The organism is Kaistia soli DSM 19436, from assembly GCF_900129325.1.
Taxonomy (GTDB): domain Bacteria; phylum Pseudomonadota; class Alphaproteobacteria; order Rhizobiales; family Kaistiaceae; genus Kaistia; species Kaistia soli.
Genome location: NZ_FQUP01000007.1, coordinates 152,581 through 172,005, shown reverse-complemented (window position 1 = coordinate 172,005; position 19,425 = coordinate 152,581). Strand labels below are relative to the sequence as shown.

At 64.6% G+C, this 19,425-nt stretch carries 23 protein-coding genes and 1 tRNA gene; 17 read left to right on the top strand and 7 right to left on the bottom strand.

The genetic code is table 11. The features are described 5' to 3' along the window. Window positions 1-88: 88 nt before the first annotated feature. From BUB39_RS22500 to BUB39_RS22450, 12 genes are all read left to right on the top strand, one after another. Window positions 89-865 carry a LexA family transcriptional regulator gene (locus BUB39_RS22500; protein ID WP_073058175.1) on the top strand — a complete coding sequence of 259 codons (777 nt, stop codon included), beginning with the start codon at window positions 89-91 and terminating at the stop codon, window positions 863-865. Continuing rightward, on the top strand, window positions 862-1,125 hold the full coding sequence (locus BUB39_RS22495) for a hypothetical protein (protein ID WP_073058173.1): 264 nt from the start codon (window positions 862-864) through the stop codon (window positions 1,123-1,125). Before BUB39_RS22500 ends, BUB39_RS22495 begins: the two co-directional genes overlap by 4 nt. Then, window positions 1,126-2,175, top strand: coding sequence for an acyltransferase (locus BUB39_RS22490; RefSeq protein WP_073058171.1), 1,050 nt, complete (start codon window positions 1,126-1,128; stop codon window positions 2,173-2,175). Between the two features lie 585 nt (window positions 2,176-2,760). Next, window positions 2,761-3,075: a hypothetical protein gene (locus tag BUB39_RS22485; protein WP_073058169.1), complete on the top strand. Its 315-nt coding sequence runs from the start codon at window positions 2,761-2,763 to the stop codon at window positions 3,073-3,075. Beyond that, window positions 3,075-3,290 carry a hypothetical protein gene (locus BUB39_RS22480; RefSeq protein WP_073058168.1) on the top strand — a complete coding sequence of 72 codons (216 nt, stop codon included), beginning with the start codon at window positions 3,075-3,077 and terminating at the stop codon, window positions 3,288-3,290. The genes BUB39_RS22485 and BUB39_RS22480 overlap by 1 nt, the downstream gene beginning before the upstream one ends. Then, complete coding sequence (locus tag BUB39_RS22475) at window positions 3,290-3,469, top strand: hypothetical protein (RefSeq protein ID WP_073058165.1); 180 nt, start codon at window positions 3,290-3,292, stop codon at window positions 3,467-3,469. The genes BUB39_RS22480 and BUB39_RS22475 overlap by 1 nt, the downstream gene beginning before the upstream one ends. After that, window positions 3,469-3,828: a hypothetical protein gene (locus tag BUB39_RS22470; protein WP_073058163.1), complete on the top strand. Its 360-nt coding sequence runs from the start codon at window positions 3,469-3,471 to the stop codon at window positions 3,826-3,828. Before BUB39_RS22475 ends, BUB39_RS22470 begins: the two co-directional genes overlap by 1 nt. 175 nt (window positions 3,829-4,003) lie before the next feature. Then, window positions 4,004-4,927, top strand: coding sequence for a PD-(D/E)XK nuclease-like domain-containing protein (locus tag BUB39_RS22465; protein ID WP_073058161.1), 924 nt, complete (start codon window positions 4,004-4,006; stop codon window positions 4,925-4,927). A gap of 83 nt (window positions 4,928-5,010) precedes the next feature. After that, window positions 5,011-6,108 carry a recombinase RecT gene (locus BUB39_RS22460; RefSeq protein WP_139251581.1) on the top strand — a complete coding sequence of 366 codons (1,098 nt, stop codon included), beginning with the start codon at window positions 5,011-5,013 and terminating at the stop codon, window positions 6,106-6,108. Then, a complete protein-coding gene (locus BUB39_RS22455; protein WP_084527868.1) occupies window positions 6,105-6,488 on the top strand; it encodes an HNH endonuclease in 384 nt (127 codons plus the stop codon). The genes BUB39_RS22460 and BUB39_RS22455 overlap by 4 nt, the downstream gene beginning before the upstream one ends. A 56-nt stretch (window positions 6,489-6,544) precedes the next feature. After that, window positions 6,545-6,748, top strand: a complete 204-nt coding sequence (locus BUB39_RS25055) for a hypothetical protein (protein WP_084527866.1) — start codon at window positions 6,545-6,547, stop codon at window positions 6,746-6,748. Between the two features lie 203 nt (window positions 6,749-6,951). Further along, complete coding sequence (locus BUB39_RS22450; protein WP_175561929.1) at window positions 6,952-8,541, top strand: recombinase family protein; 1,590 nt, start codon at window positions 6,952-6,954, stop codon at window positions 8,539-8,541. Here BUB39_RS22450 and BUB39_RS22445 read toward each other — a convergent pair. The 4 genes from BUB39_RS22445 to mnmA all read right to left on the bottom strand — a co-directional run bounded on the left by BUB39_RS22445 (window position 8,520) and on the right by mnmA (window position 11,547). Next, window positions 8,520-8,596: transfer RNA gene (locus tag BUB39_RS22445), tRNA-Met, on the bottom strand. The genes BUB39_RS22450 and BUB39_RS22445 overlap by 22 nt on opposite strands. A gap of 90 nt (window positions 8,597-8,686) precedes the next feature. Continuing rightward, window positions 8,687-9,646: a glycoside hydrolase family protein gene (locus BUB39_RS22440; protein ID WP_073058157.1), complete on the bottom strand. Its 960-nt coding sequence runs from the start codon at window positions 9,644-9,646 to the stop codon at window positions 8,687-8,689. 8 nt (window positions 9,647-9,654) lie between these two features. Next, complete coding sequence (locus BUB39_RS22435; protein ID WP_073058155.1) at window positions 9,655-10,344, bottom strand: class I SAM-dependent methyltransferase; 690 nt, start codon at window positions 10,342-10,344, stop codon at window positions 9,655-9,657. Between the two features lie 9 nt (window positions 10,345-10,353). Further along, entirely contained in the window at window positions 10,354-11,547 is a 1,194-nt protein-coding gene (gene mnmA, locus BUB39_RS22430) for a tRNA 2-thiouridine(34) synthase MnmA (RefSeq protein ID WP_073058153.1), read from the bottom strand. Window positions 11,548-11,867: 320 nt separating this feature from the next. Between mnmA and sciP the strand changes: the two genes are divergently transcribed. Beyond that, window positions 11,868-12,143, top strand: a complete 276-nt coding sequence (gene sciP, locus BUB39_RS22425; protein ID WP_026303994.1) for a CtrA inhibitor SciP — start codon at window positions 11,868-11,870, stop codon at window positions 12,141-12,143. A gap of 69 nt (window positions 12,144-12,212) precedes the next feature. On the opposite strand, the gene BUB39_RS22420 is transcribed toward sciP, so the two are convergent. Further along, window positions 12,213-12,914, bottom strand: coding sequence for a metal-dependent hydrolase (locus BUB39_RS22420; RefSeq protein ID WP_073058151.1), 702 nt, complete (start codon window positions 12,912-12,914; stop codon window positions 12,213-12,215). Between the two features lie 140 nt (window positions 12,915-13,054). Here BUB39_RS22420 and BUB39_RS22415 point away from each other — a divergent pair, with 140 nt between their 5' ends. The 4 genes from BUB39_RS22415 (at window position 13,055) to BUB39_RS22400 (ending at window position 15,145) form a co-directional block, all read left to right on the top strand. After that, window positions 13,055-13,675 carry a YqaA family protein gene (locus BUB39_RS22415; protein WP_084527862.1) on the top strand — a complete coding sequence of 207 codons (621 nt, stop codon included), beginning with the start codon at window positions 13,055-13,057 and terminating at the stop codon, window positions 13,673-13,675. Between the two features lie 5 nt (window positions 13,676-13,680). Then, on the top strand, window positions 13,681-14,175 hold the full coding sequence (gene ruvX, locus BUB39_RS22410; RefSeq protein ID WP_073058149.1) for a Holliday junction resolvase RuvX: 495 nt from the start codon (window positions 13,681-13,683) through the stop codon (window positions 14,173-14,175). A 125-nt stretch (window positions 14,176-14,300) separates the two neighbouring features. Further along, entirely contained in the window at window positions 14,301-14,804 is a 504-nt protein-coding gene (locus BUB39_RS22405; RefSeq protein WP_073058147.1) for an SRPBCC family protein, read from the top strand. Next, window positions 14,801-15,145 (top strand): ArsR/SmtB family transcription factor, encoded by a 345-nt coding sequence (locus BUB39_RS22400; protein WP_073058145.1) that lies wholly within the window; start codon window positions 14,801-14,803, stop codon window positions 15,143-15,145. Before BUB39_RS22405 ends, BUB39_RS22400 begins: the two co-directional genes overlap by 4 nt. Window positions 15,146-15,232: 87 nt before the next feature. Here the strand turns inward: BUB39_RS22400 and BUB39_RS22395 are convergent, their stop codons facing one another. Together BUB39_RS22395 and rnr are read right to left on the bottom strand one after the other, a co-directional pair. Next, complete coding sequence (locus tag BUB39_RS22395) at window positions 15,233-16,876, bottom strand: acyl-CoA dehydrogenase family protein (RefSeq protein ID WP_073058143.1); 1,644 nt, start codon at window positions 16,874-16,876, stop codon at window positions 15,233-15,235. Window positions 16,877-16,971: 95 nt separating this feature from the next. Beyond that, entirely contained in the window at window positions 16,972-19,344 is a 2,373-nt protein-coding gene (gene rnr, locus BUB39_RS22390; RefSeq protein WP_073058141.1) for a ribonuclease R, read from the bottom strand. Between the last annotated feature and the right edge of the window lie 81 nt (window positions 19,345-19,425).

Here is a 19,425-nt window from a genome sequence, read left to right as displayed (position 1 = left end):
TGTCAACGACCATAATGGGCAATCGCCCATTCGTCAATGGGCTATAACCCAAGTGACGTTTCCCATCTCCGTGGGCATGATCCCACGCATGAACGAGGATTGGAAAAAACGACTCCGCAGGTTGATTGACGAGCGAAAGCTCTCAATGAAGTCAGCGTCTTTGAACGCTGACCTTGGCGAGACGTTCGTTCGAGACATTCTGGAGCGTGAGCGAGACCCCAGCGTTGGCAAGCTCACTAAGCTCGCCGAAACGCTTGGCCTCTCGATCGGCGAATTGCTCGACGGTGTCGGCATGTCGCCGGATCACGAGCAAGAAATTCCTGAACTGGTCCGTGTTTCGAATGACGAGATCTTCGACGACGACCCTGACTTCGTTGTCGACGACAACCACCATGCAGCGCATAGGGCATTAAAGAGAAAGCTCCGTCCGGGAGAAGTCATCGAGCGGGATGCTCGCGGAGGGATGGGGACAGGCGGACATGCCAGCGTCATTACCGCCGACGGGGTGACCGTAGATGCCGTGAGTGCGACATGGACATTCCCGGTGGCATTTCTTCACGCCGAGCTGCGGGCTCGAGAGGCAGACGTGGATATTATACCGGTCGACGGTGATTCCATGATCCCTACGCTGCTGCCCGGCGATCGGGTTATGATCCAGCGCTCGGCGACCCGCCCCTCTCCTGACGGCCTCTTTGCAATCGACGATGGCATTGGCGTTTCGGTAAAGCGCCTCCAGATCGTTCGCGGTAGTGACCCGTTGATGGTCAGGATCATCTCTGACAATCCGCAGCACTCGACCGACACGATATTGGCCGAAAGCCTCAAGGTACTCGGACGGGTCATCTGCAAGGTGACGCGCCTATGAGCGCAGCCCCAGCCACCATCCACGTCGTCGTTTCATTCAGCCAGGTCGATGACGAAATCGCCGCCGACCCGCCGCAGCAGGCACCGACAGCGAGCGCCGCGATTTCGCGCGCGAAGGCTCTCGCCCCGAAACATGCCGGCGTCATCGCCTGGTCGCGAACGCTGGACCCGGATACCGGCGACTATAGCGATCCGGTCGAGCTGATCAGGCTCGGAACGATCCCGGATTGGTTCGATGAGACGGGGGATGCTGGGGGATGAGTGGGTGGCCGGGGCGCCGGAGGGCGGGATGATGAAGCGGCAAGAATCTTTGATGTCCGCTTACTCGCGAAAACAGGCGTTACCGAGTTCATCGCATTTTCAGGGGCGTCAGGTAATTTGACGCGTCAGAGCGGCATAGAGGCGGGGCGTGTCATCGCCTTTTTGGCGATCGTTTTTCTGCATTCATACCCGAACATCGATCCGAGCCCTGCGACGCTACTGCTTTGGGATCAACTGCCGCGTTTCGCTGTGCCGTTCTTTTTCATTACCTCCGGGTATTTCCTTTGGCCTAGAGTCAATTCCCTCGCGCGCGTTTGCCGGATCGTTCTGCGTATCCTGATAATTTTCTTGTTCTGGGTGATCGCATATAACCTTACGTCACCAGAAAATCTGGTCCCCCGGGGTTGGTGGAACACGTTTTTGGGCGGAGGCGTAGGATTTCAACTCTGGTTTCTCTCCGCGTTGGCTATCGCGGTTCTGTTGAGTTGGGCTCTGGTCCGAATTTTCGGTCTTTCAATCGCCGTACTATGTGGCGCGGCACTTTTTGTGATCGGCACTTTAATTGGGCCTTATCACATACCGCTTGGTTTTCCGACTTTTGGCTTTATCGTGCGCAGCGGGCCGTTCTTCGGGTTTCCCTTCGTCGCGCTTGGAATGCTGTTTGCGCGCTGCAACGTCCAAGTAAGGCCCATCCTGGGCCTGTCCATATTCATTTTCGGGGCCGCCGCGCAGGTGATCGAATGCTACGAGGTCAGAGGCATCGATCTTGGTCAGAGCGGAGACTTTTTCTTTTCGACCGCGATTTACGGAGCCGGCGCGTTTTTGTTCTTTTCGTCCCTGGAAGGCAAAGCAGCCACCAGTATAGGACGGTTCGGGAAGTACGTCTTAGGAGCCTACGTCATCCACGTTGCCATTATTCTATGGCTGGTGAAATCAGGATACTACGGCGTTATCGGTTGGCTGGCATTTGTCGCTTTGACCTTCATCTATTCCATGACTTTTTCCGTCGTGGCGTCGAAAGTCCCGATCATAAAGCGCCTGGTCCAATGAAGGGATAGCGGCCCGTCAGGCGTCGTTTACGGCGCCTCGCCAGCGCTAAGCTGGCCTGTCGCGGATTGAGGCCATTCCGCCGCCTTCACAGCTTCGACACCTGGTCGACCATGCAACCGATGATGCGGATGGAGGCGAGCTGACATGGTGTTGCGCCTACATAGTCCTGAAACACCTCAGACACCTGAGAGATAAGGACTCTTCTCGTTCATGACGATTGGTGTGGGAGGGTTCGGGCCAAAGAGCCCCCTACCCCCATGAGCCGAAGCCCTTGGAGGTTGGGGGTTCCGTGGCCTGTCCTGACGACCGGAGCCGGGATGGGACATAAGCCAGAGCGGTCTCTCGAAACGCCCGTCCTCAGTTTCCCCAGCCGCACCGTAGGACTTTCGAGCCCCGCGCGATCCGCCCTCACTGGGTAAGCCCCGACGCATGAAGCGCCTCGGCAGGGGTAGCGGATGGCGAGAACATATCGATCGACGAAATATTGGGCAATAGCCCATTTAACAGTTGACTGATGGGCAATCGCCCATTACATCTATCCCCATCAACCGCAGCCGCCACGGCGCAGCGATGAGGGGAACCGAGATGACCCGATACGACTACACCGCAGACATGACCGAGCACGGCAAGTTCGTGCTGCAGGTCGAAGCCGAGCTCGAGGTTCAGGTTTCGGCCGGTGCCGAGTTCGATCTGACTGTCACGGCCGTGTTCGTGAACGGCGTCGATCTCCTCCAGTCCAGCAACAGCGCGTTCGTCGCTCTAGGTATCGAGATTTCGTCCATGGCCGAGGTGGACGCGGCGTTCGTCTCGACCGTCATGGCGGGCGAGAACGTCGCCTTCATCGGCCGCGGCGCGCTCGACCCTGATGCCCGCTTTTCCTTCGCAGGAAGGGCCGCGTGATGGCGAACAGCATCCCCCACTATCGGGCCTATCTCGAAGCCCATGCGACGGCTGAGGCCCTCCTGATGGCTCATGCCAGCTCGGACCAAGGCAGCGTCGCTTTCCACGACAAGAGCGCCGAGCGGCACTTCCGCCAGCTCGCCGCCGAACTCGGCTTCCGCGTCGAGAAGCTTCCTGCCGTCACCGGCGAAACCGCAACTCGTGAGGCCGCGTGATGCTAACCTTCGCTTATCTCATCCTGTCGGGCCTCTCCGGTTTCTTCGGCCTTCTGATCGCGCTCCGCATCCCGGTCGACGCGCCTGATGACTATCGCGAGACCGTCAGCATCATCACGCTGGTGATGATCGCCATCGCGCTCTGTGCCGCCTTCGCCGGCGGGTATGGGGTGCAGTGATGCGGAACCTCACCGAGGCCCTCGGGGCCTATCGCGGGTCCCGTCCGCCCCTCGCCGCCCCGCCCATCAACGCGACCGGCGACCAGTCAGCAGACGAGATGCTCGCCGCCTATTTCGGCAAGCTCGTCAAGGTCGACAACCATCGTCGCCGCGTCGCCGACCTAGAGCGCTGGATCACGCAGCAGGAGGCGATCGGCGAGGAGTTCCATTTTGCCGAGCGCGCCGGGCGGAGCGATCCCGATGCCAGGCGGTCGCATGCGCTGATCCTTGGCGCGCTGATGACATGGCTTCGCGAGCTGCGCGGCATCGATCTCGACATGCTCGGCCAAGACATCATCGAAGGTCGGGTCACAGCATGAACCATGGCGACGCCGTCCTCTGGCTGTGCATCGGGCTTACCGCGCTCGCCTGCATCACGTGCCTCGCCATCGCGGCGCACCGGAGCTTCGGCGGCCGAAGCGCCGAGAGGTCCGAATACGACGAGTACTGGCGCCGCCCGGGCGGGCGCTGAGCGATCCCACAAGGAAATCCGACATGATCAACGCGATCAAGGCGCCGCTCGGCCTTATCGACACCGCCGGCTGCTACGCCGATCTCGATATCGAGCGCTATCACGGGCAATGCACCGAGGGGCCGAGCATTTCCTCGAGCGGGCTTCGCGAGATCTTCTCGAAAAGCCCCGCGCACTTTTGGGCGACGTCCAGCCTCAATCCAGACCGTGCAGAACCGGCCGACAAGGATGAACTGATCCTTGGCCGCGCAGCTCATCACCTGCTGTTGGGCGAACAAGGCTTCGATCGCCTCTTCGCAATCCGGCCTGACGCTTGGAAGGACTGGAGGACCGGCGCGGCGAAAGCTTGGCGGGCCGCTCAGATCGAAGTCGGCCGGACGGTCTTGTCGCCGGGTGAGATCGAGAGCATCCGCGGCATGCACGCCAGCCTAGCCGCGCATCCGCTGGTCGCCCGCGGAATCCTCGATGGCGCAATCGAGCAAAGCCTCATCTGGCAGGATACCGAAACGGGCATCTGGCTGAAGGCCCGCCCCGATGCGATCCCGACCAGCTCGGGCGACTTCGCTGACCTGAAAACCGCCGCGAGCGTAGCGCCAGAGGACCTGTCCCGCGCCGTCTCCGATCGCCGGTACGACATGCAGGCCGCGCTCGTGAAGTGGGCCGCGAAGGCTGTCCTCGATATCGACATGACGGACTTCGCGCTCGTCTTTGTTGAGAAGAGCCCGCCGCATTGCGTCGAGATCCGCGTGATCCGCCACGACGACATTGCCGAAGCGGAGACGGACCTCCGCGCCGCGCTCCAGCTGTTCGCCAAGTGCCTCAAGAACGGCCGTTGGCCCGGCCCCGGCGGCTCCCTTTCCGATCTCGCCCCGATCGGACTTTCCGAATTCGCGCGCCGCCGTGCTGCGGACCGCCGCGCCTTCATTCAGCAGGAGATTGCAGCGTGACCGACATCGCCACGACGACGCCGGCGCGCGAGCCGATCCAATCCTACAAGACTATCGAGATCGCGTCAGTCGGCGGCGGCGGCATGCTGCTGCCTCAGACCTTCGGCGACGTCGTCGCCTTCGCCGATCTCATGTCCCGGTCGCAGCACGCGATCCCCAAGCACCTGCGCGGAAACCCCGGCGCATGCATGGCCGTGACGATGCAGGCGCTTCGCTGGGAAATGGACCCGTTCGCGGTCGCGGCGAAGGCCTACAGCGTCAACGACATGATCGCCTATGAGGCGCAGCTCATCGCGGCCGTCGTCTACACCCGCGCACCGATCAAGCGCCGGCCTGATTATGCCTTCTCCGGTGCCGGAGCGGATCTCGTCTGCACGGTGACGTGCGAAATGCTCGATGGCTCGGTGAAGGTCTATGTCAGCCCGCGCGAAGGCGACATCAAGACGAAGAACTCGCCGCTCTGGAAGACTGACCCCCAGCAGCAGCTCGGCTACTACAGCATCCGGTCGTGGGCTCGCCGCTACACGCCGGAGGTTCTCCTCGGCGTTTATGCCCCCGACGAGCTGGAAGAGTACCGAGCTGACCGCGCTCGCGACGTGACGCCGTCCAACATGGCCGAGCGCCTCGCCGCAACCAAGGGCGAAGGCGGGTTCTCATCGGCGCGTGTCGAGACGGAAATCGCTGCGGCCGTCACGGGGAGCAAGACCAACACCGAAGCCCCTACGTCGCCCGGCGCGGATCAAGCCACCGCCCCCGCGGCAACAAGCCCCGCGACCGGAAAGGAATCGGATCAGGAAGCCCCCGAGGCAGGGGCTTCCGGGGCGGGGCAGGACCGAGACAGTAAGTCCACCGCCGCAACCCAACCGAACCTATCCGAGCCTCCCACCGGCGAGGATGGAAGAGCGGAGAGAGAGCCATCTGCTGCCCCTATGGCATCTCTCTCCGCTGATGATCGGGCGTTCCTCGGCAGGTTCGCCACCGCGCTCCGCCCTGGGCAATCACCGAAGGACCTCCTCGCCCTGCGCGAGAAGTTCGGCAAGGAGAACCCCGGCCGTCGCTATGCGGAGAACACCCCGGGGCACGCCGCGGTGCAGGCGATCTATGCCATCGAGACAAAGCGCGTCGTTGGCGAGATGAGCGTCGAAGACGCCGATGCTCGGATCGAGGGGCTGCTGACGTGAGGGCCGGAGCGATTGCTGGCCGTCGGATATCCGAGTGGATCGGTGCCACGCCCGACAGCCCGATCCCGGCTCGGGTTAGGGCGCGGGTCTTCCTGGCACATGGCGGCGTCTGCCACATCTCGGGCCGCAAGATCGCTCCAGGCGAAGCATGGGATTGCGATCATGTCGTTGCGCTGATCAACGGCGGCGAGAACCGGGAAAGCAACCTCGCTCCCGCCCTACGCGACAAGCATCGCGAGAAGACCGCCGGAGACGTCGCGATCAAGTCCAAGGTCGCACGGATCCGCGCGAAGCACCTCGGCATCTATCCGAAAGGCAAGCCGATACCTGGGCGCGGCTTCCAAAAGCGCGCCCGCACGGCGAGGGAGGCAGCAGTGTGACACCCAAGATCCTCGCTGCCGATCTGCTCTGCGGCGCTACACGGAGAGCCAAGTGAATGTGGCTCTACGTTCCCAGCCCCACGGGCTCGACGTCATCAGACCTTGCAAGTTTCGGGTTCGGGGATCGCGAAGTCTCGGCCTTGGTCGGCATCCGCTTTCCGAACTGCGTCCCGGCCAGGAAGGTCGGCGCACAGGGCAAGGGGCTGTTCCGCGAAGTCCATCTCGCCACCGGCCGCACCATGAAAGAGGCGATGGCATAGCCATGGGCGCATCGGTACCGGAAGCCGCCGAGCGGCATCGATTGGCCAGCGATGGACTGCGGCAATGAATGCAATCTCCAGCCACCTCTCACCCCCGGCCGGCATAGATCAGGGTGTTGCCCGCCTGATTGCCGCCCTTGCGCGCGAAGCCGCGCGTCGCGATCATCGCGCCGCCATCGCTCGAAACCCGAATGGACGACCAGATGACCAGAGCGGCGATCTACGCCCGGTTCTCCAGCGACCTGCAGAGCGACCATAGCGTCGACGATCAGATTGCACTCTGCCGAACCTACGCCGATCGGCATGGCTGGCACGTCGCTGCCGTCTTCGCCGATCGGGCGGCGTCCGGCTCTTCCGTGCATGGCCGCCCTGACTATGCGCGCATGCTGGGCCTCGCCTTTGAGGGCGGATTTGAGATCGTCCTGGCCGAAGATATGGACCGCTTCAGTCGCAATCTGGGCGACATCGCCCGCTTGCACGAGCGCATGGGCTTTCTCGGCCTCAAGCTGTGGACCGTCGCCGACGGCGAGATTTCCGACATGCATGTCGGCCTCAAGGGCACGATGTCGGCCATGTTCCTCAAGAACCTGGCCGCAAAGACGCGACGTGGCATGGCTGGCGTTGTCCGCAGCGGCCGGCACGCCGGAGGCCGCGCCTATGGCTACCACGCGGTGCCTGGTGAACCGGGCCGACTCGAGATCGTGCCAGATGAAGCCATCATCGTTCGCCGCATCTTCACGCTCTATCTCGAGGGACATTCCCCTCGGCAGATCGCGTCCATCCTCAATCAGCAGGGCGTGCCGCCGCCGCGCGGCAACTACTGGGCCGCATCGACGATCAACGGCAATCGGCAGCGCGGTCACGGGATCATCCTGAATCCGCTTTATGCGGGCGAGATCGTCTGGAACCGCGTTCGCATGGTGAAGGATCCTGACACTGGGCGCCGAATCTCGCGGGTCAATGCGGAGGCGGATTGGCAGAGGGCTGAAGCGCCACACCTCGCCATCATCGACAAAGCGACCTTCGATGCTGCCAACAACCGGAAGGCGTCCCGAGGCGGCGAGCGCCCTCATCTCCACCGGAAGGCGCGACACCTTCTGTCGGGCCTTCTGCGCTGCGGCTGCTGCGGCGCCGGCATGTCCGTGAAGGATCGAACGACGGGCGGCATACGGATCATGTGCACGCGCGCCAAGGAAGCCGACGCTTGCAGCAACCGACGCCCCTACCCTCTCGGCCGGATTGAGCGCGCCGTTGTAGGCGGCTTGCGCGAGCAACTCGCCGACGATAAGGCCATCAGATGGTACGTGAGCGTCTACAATGACGAGCGGCAGCGCCTTGCTGCTGCGACGATCCGATCGAGATCCGACTGCGAGCGGACACTTTCACGAATCGACTCGGACCTGCAGAGAATGACGGACCTCGCCATCCGCGGCGTCATCAGCGAGGCCGACGCCGTTCAGCGGCTGCCTGCCATGCGTGCTGAACGGGAGCGAGCTGCAGCGGACCTCGCTGCCACGGACGAGCCCCCGAATATCGTTGCTCTTCACTCAGGAACCGTCGCGGACTATCGCCGCAAACTGAGCCGCCTGGAGCAGGCAATCGCCGAAGGTGACGGCACCCTGGAAGCAGAGTCGAAGTCCGCGCTGCGCGATATGATCGAAACCGTCACGGTGCATCCACCCCAGGCCGGCACCGGGGACATCGAAATATCTGTTGCCGGACATCTCGCCAGCCTCACAAACCCGGCGGCAAAGCATCAGGGGGGGAATGGTGGTAGCGGGAGAGGGACTTGAACCCCCGACACGCGGATTATGATTCCGCTGCTCTAACCAGCTGAGCTACCCCGCCACACGTCGCCATGGGCGAACATTGGTGCCGCGCTTATAGGGAGGGCGGCAAAGTGCTGTCAAGAGCGATGCGCGTTTCGCCCCCAGCCGCTCAACAGGCCCCTTCGCCGAGAGCCTGATCGAGGGTCACGCCGTCGATGTCGCGCGTCGCCAGCAGCCGGCCGTCCTCGACATGGAGCCGCGCGACATGGATCACCGTGCGCCGCTCCTCGAAGGTCACCGGCACCGGCGTCTCCGTCTCGGCCCAGTGCGGATGGGTGAAATAGAACAACGCCGCCCAGTCGCCCTGCGTGACCACGTCGCCGTGCCGCGCAAAGCGCCTGTCGTCCGGGTCCAAGCCCGGCTCGGCCAGGATCAGGCCCTGGCGCCGCCAGTTGATGGCGTCATCGGAACGATAGACGCCCTGGCCGCGCCATTCATCGACGATCAGCCACCAAAAGCCGGACAGGAAGAAGACGTTCGGACCCTCATGCGGCGGCGCGTCTGGCGAGCCGGGCAGAACCTGCCCCTCCATCGTCCAGTCATAAAGATCGGGGCTGGTCAGCGACCAGGTGCTCGAGCCCTGCGCCTCGTCCTTGTACCAGAGGCGGTAGAGCCCGTCTGGCGTGCGCGCCACGGCGGCATCGATGACATTGTGCGAACTGCGCGGCAGGACGCCCTGGCGCGTCCATGCGACGAGATCGGGGCTCGTGAAATGCACGATGCGGCGATCGGGCTCGGTAGCGCCTTCGCCCGTTCCCGGCATGTAGCTGAGATACATGTGATAGCGATCGCCAGCGCGGATGACTTCAGGCGCCCAATGGGTGTTGAGGCCGGCATCCGCGGGATCGTCGAGCCCCTCGACCGTGCCGCGATAGTCCCAGTTGCGTCCGCCGTCCGTCGAAACGGCGTAGCCGATCGCGCTGCCATGGATCCAGCCAGCCCCCTCCCCGCCGAGGTCGGCGCGGCGGTTGGTGTAGAACATCCACCATTCATCGGTGCCGGCGCGTTGCACCACGACCGGGTCGGCGGCGCCGTCATGCACCGGGTCGGCATAGATCGGGCGAGACATGGGGATCCCTAGAGGCGCTCGAAGACGAGGAGCGTGAAGAAGCCGAGCGGTCCGACGCGCCGCTTCTGGGCAAGGCGTAGGTCGCTGCGGCCCATGATGCGGCCGAGCTGGAAATCCGTATGCCAGCCAAGCGCGGCCGAGAGAGGCGCGAACACTTCACCGATCATCTTGCGCCAGCCCTTCTGGTCGGCGAAGTGGCTGACGAGGATCACCGCGCCGCCGCGCCGCGTGACGCGGGCCAGCTCCGACATGACCGCCGACGGGTCGGGCACCACCGTGATGACGAACATCGCGACGGAGGTGTCGAAGGCTGCGTCGTCGAAAGCGAGATCGCCGGCATCGGCTTCTTCAAGCGCCTCGACATGGCCGAGCCGTTCGGTGCTGACCCGCGCGCGAGCCCGGTCGAGCATCTCTGGCGAGAGGTCGACACCGGTGATGCGGTGGTCGCGGCGATAATCCGGCAGCGAGATGCCGGTGCCGACGCCGCATTCGAGGACACGGCCGGCCGGCAGTTCGTTGACGACGTCGACCGCGGCGCGGCGCCCCGAATTGAAGACGACCCCGAACACCCAGTCATAGACGGGCGCCCAGCGCGCATAGGCGGCCTTGACCGCGCCATCGTCCATCCGCCAGCCGCGGCTTCTGCCGCCTGAAAAGGATTTGAATCGGCGCGCAACGTCTTCGAACAGATCCGGCATGCGAACTCCCTAGTTCGTCGCCAGCGGCTCGGCAGCAGCGAGGCGCGCCAGCGCCGCCTCGGCCCCTTCCGAGCGCCGGCTGCGTTCGATCCAGCCGCCGCCAAGAACGCGCGTCCCGGCTTCCTCGCCCGCATAGAAGACGCAGGCCTGGCCGGCGGCGACACCCGCTTCCTCGCCGAGCAGCTCGACCTCGACGACCCCGCCCGCGGAGACGAGCCGGGCCGGCTGCGGCGAACGCGTCGAGCGCACGCGGGCAAAGATCTCGACACCCTCGGCGCCATGATCCGACAGCGGTCGGTCGCCGAGCCAGTTGACGTCGCGCAACACCAGCCGGCGGACGGCAAGCGCCGAACGCGGTCCGACGATGACGCGCCGCCTCGCAGCGTCGAGCGCCACGACGTAGAGCGGCTCCCCGGCCGCGACGCCGAGGCCGCGGCGCTGGCCGATCGTATAATGGATGATCCCCTCGTGACGCCCGAGAACGGCACCGTCGAGATGCACGACCTCGCCGGGCTCGGCCGCGTGGGGCCGCAGCCGGGCGATCACGTCGGCATAGCGACCTCCGGGCACGAAGCAGATGTCCTGGCTGTCGTGCTTGTCGGCGATCTCAAGCCCAAGCTCGCGAGCGATCGCGCGCGTCTCCGGCTTGGTCAGGCCACCGAGCGGAAAGCGCACGAAATCCAACTGCGCCTGCGTGGTCGCGAACAGGAAATAGCTCTGGTCGCGATCGAGATCGGCCGGACGGAAGAGACCGCGATGGCCGGAGGGCAGCGGCTGCGTCGCGACGTAGTGCCCGGTCGCGAGCGCCGCGGCGCCAAGCCCCTGCGCGGTCGCCAGCAGATCGGAAAATTTGACCGTCTGATTGCAGGCGATGCACGGCACGGGGGTCTCGCCGGCGATATAGCTGTCGGCGAACCGATCGATCACCGCCTCGCGAAAGCGCGACTCATAGTCGAGGACGTAATGCGGGATGTCGAGGCGCTCGGCGACGCGGCGGGCGTCATGAATGTCCTGGCCGGCGCAACAGGCGCCCTTCCGGTGCGTCGCCTCGCCATGATCGTAAAGCTGCAGCGTGATGCCGACGACGTCATAGCCCTCGCGCTTCAGCAGTCCTGCGACGACTGAGGAATCGACCCCCCCGGACATGGCCACGACGATGCGGTTGTCCTTGGGAAGCCCGGGAAGATCGAGGCTGTTCGGCATGACCGCTGTCGTTGGGGTCGACCGGTTTCGATGCGGCCGGCGACCTGGGCGTTTCGATTGCGGCTCGCGCCACGGAGGTTCGCCGGAATATAGCCGCGATGCCTCGATGTTCAAGACTGCGATGCGCGTGCGGTCCGTGGAAGGGGGCGGTTCGAGAAGGTTGCGGGCCGCGATGACCCGGGAAGCGGCGTCGCAAAACGCGACGTTTGCTTGCAATTTGCAAGAAATCTCATCGAATTTCGACGTTCGGCTTAGCCAAAATTTAAGGGCCGAGCTCTAGTCTCGCCTTACGACAAGGTCAGGTTGAGTGTGAGAGTAGAATGACCGATCAGATGCGTCCGCGGGTAAAATATGTCATCGGGCCGGATGGTAGTCCGTTGACGATCGCGGACTTGCCGCCGCGCGATACCAAGCGCTGGGTCATCCGCCGCAAGGCCGAGGTGGTCGCAGCCGTTCGCGGCGGATTGCTGAGCCTCGAAGAGGCTTGCCAGCGCTACACGCTGACGGTCGAGGAATTCATCTCCTGGCAGCAGTCGATCGACCAGCACGGCCTCGCCGGCCTGCGCACGACCCGCATCCAGCAATATCGTCAATAGTTTCCCAAACCCGTTCTCCCACCCCATGGGCGATTGAGGCCGGCCAAGTGCCGGCCTCTTTCGTTTGTGTCAGAGCGTCATCGCCTCGCCGACTACCGGCACGACCACCTTGGTCTCGGCGCCTTTCATGCCGTCGATAAAGGCATCCGCGGTCGCGTCGACCATGGGAAAGCTGGCATAATGGCCAGGGATCACCGTCTCGAAATGGAAGAAGCGCCGCGCCGCCATCGCCGCGACCGCGCCGCCCATGGTGAAGCGGTCACCGATCGGCAGGATGCCGATCTTCGGCTGATAGATCTCGTCGATCAGCGCCATGTCGGAAAAGATGTCGGTGTCGCCGGCGTGATAGAGCGTCTTTTCGCCGGGCGCGCGGATCACGACGCCATGCGGATGGCCGAGCGAATGCGAGACGCCGTTGTCGTCGATCATCGCCGAGGAATGATGCGCGACCGTATAGGAGACGCGGAACGGCCCCTGGTCGACCGTCCCGCCCGAATTCATCGGATCGACATTCGAGACGCCCTGCCGCGCGAGAAAGCTGACGAGGTCGGCATCGCCGATTACCTTCGCTCCGGTCGCTTTCGCGATCGCCAGGGTGTCGCCGACATGATCGCCATGGCCATGGGTCAGGACGATATGCGTGACGCCTTTGCTCGCTGCGGCATGATCGCCCGGAAATTTGGGGTTGCCGGTAAAAAACGGGTCGATGAGAATGACCGCATCCTTGATCTCGATGCGGAACGCGGCGTGGCCGAGCCAGGTCAGTTTCATGAAATCGACACCCTGTCGTTGTTGGTGTCGGGATTATGGGGTTGCGGCCGGACGCCGACCAGTGCACGTCCGGTGAACAGTTGCGCCTAATGCGCGCAACGACCGATTGGGCAATGGCGTCAGGATCGCAAGGAGGTCAGGTGACGGATCTGGAAACGACGGCGGACCGCGGCAATCGCAGCTTCCTGAAGCGGCTGTTCGACCGCGTCATGGTGCTCTCGGCAGGACCGCATGCGCTCTGGTTGCTGGCGGTGGTCTCCTTCGCCGAAGCCTCGTTCTTTCCGATTCCGCCTGATCCTGTCCTCGCTGCGATCGTGCTCGCCCGGCGCGACCGTTGGCTGAGTGCAGCTCTCGTCTGCACCATTGCGTCAGTTCTCGGCGGCCTCGCAGGCTATGCCATCGGCGCAGGTCTCTACGAGGTCATCGGCCAGCCGGTGATTGCCTTCTACCATCTCGAAGAGGCGTTCCATAACTTCCAGCTCCGCTTCGACGAATGGGGCGGCTGGATCATCGTCGCCAAGGGACTGACGCCGATCCCGTTCAAGCTCGTCACCATCGCCTCCGGCGTGGTGCACCTTAATCTCGTTACTTTCATCGTCGCGGCAGCGCTGACGCGGGGCCTCCGCTTCTTCATCGTCGCCTGGCTCTTCTATCGCTTCGGCCCGCAGGCCCGCGCGATGATCGACGAGCATTTCACCAAGGTGATGATCGGCGGCACGATCCTCGTCATTCTCGGCTTCGTCGCGATCATCTATATCTGAGCGGGATGGCAGCCTCTCTTCTCGACATCGCCGATCTCGCGCCGCGGCTGGACAAGACCGCGGCGCTGTTTGGCCTCGATCTCGGCACCAAGACCATCGGCGTCGCAATTTCCGACCTCGGCCGCCGCATGGCCTCACCTCTGGTCCTCATCGTCCGGCGCAAGTTCACGCTCGATGTCGAGGAACTCGGCAAGCTGATCGCGAAGCACAAGCCTGCCGCGATCGTCATCGGCCTGCCGCTCAACATGGATGGCTCGGAAGGTCCCCGCGCCCAGGCGACGCGCAGCTTCGTGCGCAACCTGTTGCCGCTCATCGACATTCCCGTCGTCTTCTGGGACGAGCGGCTGTCGACCGTCGCCGTCACGCGAACGCTGCTCGAGGCGGACACCAGCCGTAAACGCCGCGGCGAACTGGTCGACAAGATGGCCGCCGCCTTCATCCTCCAGGGCGCGCTCGACCGCCTCGCCAAGATCGCCGCGGATCTCGCGGGCGACGACTAAGCAGACAGCTCTTCCGCTCCCGGCCCCGCACCGACCGAGACTTCTGAGGTCTTATTGGACGAGCAACCATATGGTTGCTCCATCGCACAGGATATGCCAAAAATGACGCAACCTGGAGGTTGCGCATGACCACCGACGAGATCAAAAAGGAGATTGTTCTCCGTGCCACGCGTGAGCGCGTCTGGAATGCGCTCACCGAATCCGGCGAGTTCGGGATCTGGTTCGGAGTCCGGATCGACGGGCCGTTCATTGCCGGTCACGAAGCGGTCGGCCATATTGTTCCGACCGAGGTCGATCCCGAGGTCGCAAAACTGCAGGAGCCGTATCGCGGAACCATCTTCCGCATCAGGATCGAGCAGATCGATCCCATGCATCTGTTTTCGTTTCGCTGGCACCCATTCGCCGTTGATCCGTCGAAGAGCTATGACACCGAGCCGACGACGCTTGTCACCTTCCAGCTCGCCGATGTCGAAGGCGGCACCCTCCTCACCATAACCGAAAGCGGATTCGACCAGCTTCCGATAGACCGCCGCAGATCGGCGCTCGAGGCGAATGACGGGGGCTGGGAGCACCAGGCAAAGCTTGTCGCGAAATATCTCGCCCTGGACGGCAAACGGGACGCGCCGTGACGAGCGTCCACGCCACCCTTCAGCGTCCGGAGAATACAGCACCGATTTTCGCCGCGTTAGGCGATCCGTGGCGGCTTTCGATCGTCGAACGTCTGGGGGAGGACGGCCCTCTCCCGACGAGCCGGTTGAACGGCCCCGGAAGCGGCGTCACCCGGCAGGGCATCACCAAGCACCTTCGCGTGCTGGAGCAAGCCGGCCTCGTGGAGAGCTTTCGCGTTGGCCGGGATCGGTTCTGGCGACTGCGTGTCGAGCAACTCGTGATCGCAAGGCGATATCTCGACCAGGTGTCCGCCGAGTGGGAGGACCGCCTGGCGCGGCTCAAGTCACTGGTGGAAGGCTGATCGAGGTCAGCGCCGTCCTGCACGGCATGGGCTTTCGGCCACAAGCTCGGATGACGGCCCGGCTTCCTGCCCGCCAGACCCGCAACGTCACATCCGCGGCACGACATAGTCCACAAAGGCCCGGGCGTCGAAGCGCGCGTCGAGCATGCCATATGTCGAGCGCCAAGGCTTTCCGAGCCGCGTTTCGAGGAAGGCATCGGCAATCACCGACGGGAAACGGCGGCGAAGCGCCGCTGCGGCAACGGTCATCGCAAGCTGCTCGGTCAGGATGCGCGCCGAGCCTTCGTCGGCCAGTGCCACCGCCGTCGCCGCACGCAGCACATTGAGCGTCGAGCGGGCGGCGCTGCCGAGACCATCCTCGATCACCTTCAGCACGGCATCGAGCGGCTCGGGCGATCGGCGCAGGACGCGCAGGACATCGAGGCTGAGGACATTGCCCGGTCCATCGGCCAGCGGCAGCGCCAGAACATCGCGCGTGAGCCGCGCCAGAAGGCTGTCTTCAACATAGGCGTTGCCGCCGGCACACTCCATCGCCTCGATGACGATGGCGGGAGCGATCTTGGTGACCCAGTATTTCACCACCGGCGTCATCAGCCGAGCGAAGGCCGCCTCCGCAGGATTGTCCTGCGAGTGGTCGACGGCCTCGGCGAGGCGGAACACCAGCGCGGTCGCCGCCGTCACGTCGAGCGCCATGTCGGCGAGCACGCGCGTCATCAGCGCCTGGTCGATGAGCGGTGATCCAAACGCGCGGCGGTGACGCACCACATGCACCGCCTCGGCCAGCGCCGCGCGGGCGACGCCCGCCGCCGCGAGCGCATCGTCGACGCGCAGCAGCGTCACTGTCTCCGCAATGGTCGAGACACCGCGTCCCGGCTCGCCGACCATCACCCCGATCGAGCCGGGAAGCTCGATTTCCGCGACCGCGTTGGAGCGCGTGCCAAGCTTGTCCTTGAGCCGCATCAGCTTAAGCGGATTGCGCTTCCCGTCGGCCTGGAAGCGCGGCACCAGGAAGAGCGACAGGCCTTCGAGCGTCTGCGCGAGGACGAGCAGTGCGTCGCTCATCGGGGCCGACACGAACCATTTGTGCCCAACCAGGCGAAAAGTACCGTCGCCCATCGAGTCGGCACGTGTGGAGGAGGCGCGAAGATCGGAGCCGCCCTGCTTTTCGGTCGTCGCGAAGCCGATCAGCGCGCCGGTCTTCTGACCGGTCGGCACGGGGCGAGAGTCATAGCGCCGCGAGCGCAGCAGCGGCAGCCACGCCTCGGCAAGCGGCTGCGAATGTCCGAGCGAGGCCACGGTGGCGCTTGTGAGCGACAGCGGGCCGAGATGGCCGAGTTCGACCTGCGCCGTCATGTAGATCCGCGCGCCACGTGCCACGGCGCGCACACTGGATTCATCGCCCACCGCATCCCAGATCGAGGCATGCAGCCCGGCGCCGACGGAGCGCCGCATCAAGGCGTGATAGGCCGGATGAAACTCGACCAGATCGACGCGGCGCCCGTTGGCATCATGCGTCTTCAGGTGCGGAAGCACGGTGTTGGCGAGGCGCGCGAGATCGGCCATCTCGGCCGAGCCCCATTGAGCGCCGTGCTGCGTCAGGCTGTCGACGACGGGCGGCGGCAAATCCTCGACGAGCGCGGCGAGAACGGGATCGGAGACGTAGAGATTGACACCGGTCCGCGGCGGAACCTGGTTGCCGACCTCGTGCGTCTCGAAATCCGGCGCGACCATGCCTGCCCCTGTCCCTCAGCCTCAGGTAGCCACCATGCGGCCGCACCTGTTAATAGGCGGAAAAGACATCGCTGTCTCGTCCCCTGCCCGTCCGCTCAGCGCCGCTTTGTCCCCGCTCGCGGCTTGCCACCAGCCTTGGCGCCCACGGGCGCACCCGGCCTGGGCTTGCCGCCAGGGCGGCCGATCGCGTTACGGAAGCCGCGCTCGACGACCCGGCGCTCGCCCTTTGGAACATGCCGGCCATCAGAGACAAGCTGGAAGCGAAGCGCTCCGGCAATCGGCGCGACCTCGACCAGCTTCACCTCGACGCGGTCGCCGAGCTGGTGCATCTCGCCGGTGCGGCTGCCGATGACGGCATGGCGCGCCTCGTCATAGTCGAAGAAATCGGCGCCGATCGAGCCGATCGGCACAAAGCCGTCGGCCCCAGTCTCGTCCAGCTTCACAAAGAGGCCCGAGCGGGTGACGCCGGCGATGCGGCCGCTGAACATCGCGCCGATGCGGTCGGCGAGCCAATGCGCAACGAGGCGATCGATCGTCTCGCGCTCGGCCGCCATGGCCCGGCGCTCGGCGCCCGAAATCTCCTGCGCGATTGCTTCGAGATCCGTCTCTGCGCCGTCGGGCAGCCCACCCTCGCCGAGCTCCAGCGAACGCACCAGCGCGCGATGCACGATCAAGTCGGCATAGCGGCGGATCGGCGAGGTGAAATGCGCGTAGCGGCGGAGGTTGAGGCCGAAATGGCCGATATTCTCCGGACTGTAGACGGCCTGGCTCTGCGAGCGCAAAACCACTTCATTGACGAGCGCCTGGTGCTCGGTGTCCTTCACCTTGCCGAGGATCGTATTGAAATGACCCGGTCGCAGATTGCCGCCGCGCGGCAGGTTCATCTCGATCGAGGCGAGGAATTCGCGCAGCGACTCGAGCTTCGCCAGCGATGGGGCGTCGTGCACCCGGTAGACCAGAGGCGACTTCTTGCGCTCCAGCGTCTCCGCCGCCGCGACATTCGCCTGGATCATGTATTCCTCGATCAGGCGATGCGCATCGAGCCGCTCCGGCACCACGATGCGCTCGATCGCGCCATCGGGGCCGACGATCACCTTGCGTTCCGGCAGATCGAGATCGAGCGGTTCGCGCTGGTCGCGGCCGCGCTTCATCACGGCATAGGCGTCCCAGAGCGGCTTCAGCACCGGATCGAGCAGCGGCCCGGTCTTGTCGTCGGGCCTTCCGTCGATGGCGGCCTGCGCCTGCTGGTAGGAGAGCTTCGCCGCCGACCGCATCATGATGCGGTGGAACCAGTGGAACTTCTTCTTGCCTTCGGCGGTGAACTGCATGCGAACGGCGATCGCCGGACGATCCTCGCCTTCACGCAGCGAGCAGAGGTCGTTCGAAATCCGCTCCGGCAGCATCGGCACGACGCGATCCGGGAAATAGACCGAATTGCCGCGCTTCAGCGCCTCGCGGTCAAGCGGCGAGCCGGGCCGCACATACCAGGCGACATCGGCGATCGCGACCGTGACGATGAAGCCGCCGGGATTTTCAGGATCGCTGTCCGGTTCGGCATGCACCGCGTCGTCATGATCCTTGGCGTCGGCCGGATCGATGGTGACAAGCGGCATCGGCCGCCAATCCTCACGCACGCCCGAAATCGGCGCCGGCTGCGCCCGTTCGGCCGCTTCGAGAACAGGCGGCGGGAAGATATGCGGGATGTTGTGCGCATGGATCGCGATCAGGCTGACGGCCTTCTCGCTGTGCATCGCGCCGATGACCTCGATGACCCGGGCCGCCGAAAGTCCATAGCGCGTCATGCGCTTGACCTCGATCGCGACGAGGTCGCCATCCTTGGCGCCGTTGAGATCTTCGGCGGCAAGCGAATATTCGCTCTGCTTGCGATCGACCGGCTCGATGCGCCGCTCGCCGTCGATGGTGCTCCGAACGACGCCGAGGATCGACGGGGCACGCTTTTCGAGAACCTTGATGACGCGGGCCGTATAGGGAAAACCGGATTCGGCGGCTGCATCAGGCGAAACACGCGCCAACACGCGGTCACCGATGCCCGGTGCCGGGACCAGCGGCCGGCCGCGGCTCTGCACCAGCAGCACGCGCGGCACGCCGGTCTTGTCATCGTTCCACGACACCGGCTGGGCGACGAAATCGCCGTCCGCGTCGCGCTCGACGATCAGGAGGACGCTGACGGCCGGCAGCGTGCCGGCCGGCGCGAGGCGCTTGCGCTCCTTGCTGACGAGGCCTTCCTCGCCAAATTCCTTCAGCATGCGTTTCAGCGCAATGCGCGCGCCGCCGGAAACGCCGAAGAAGCGCGCGATCTCGCGCTTGCCGGCCTGTCCGGGATGCTCGGCGATGAAGGTGAGGATCTGTTCGCGCGACGGCAGGCCGTTCGCGTCGGGAACGACCGGGGCGCCACGCGCCGCCGATCGGGAACCTTTTGAAATGGGGTGGTCTGGCTTCTTGGCCAAGTTGTCTCTTTTTCCAATGAAATGCGGGGGGCCGCCACGGCCGGCCGCGCGCCGCCATTCCGGCGGGCTTGCTGCCGGTCA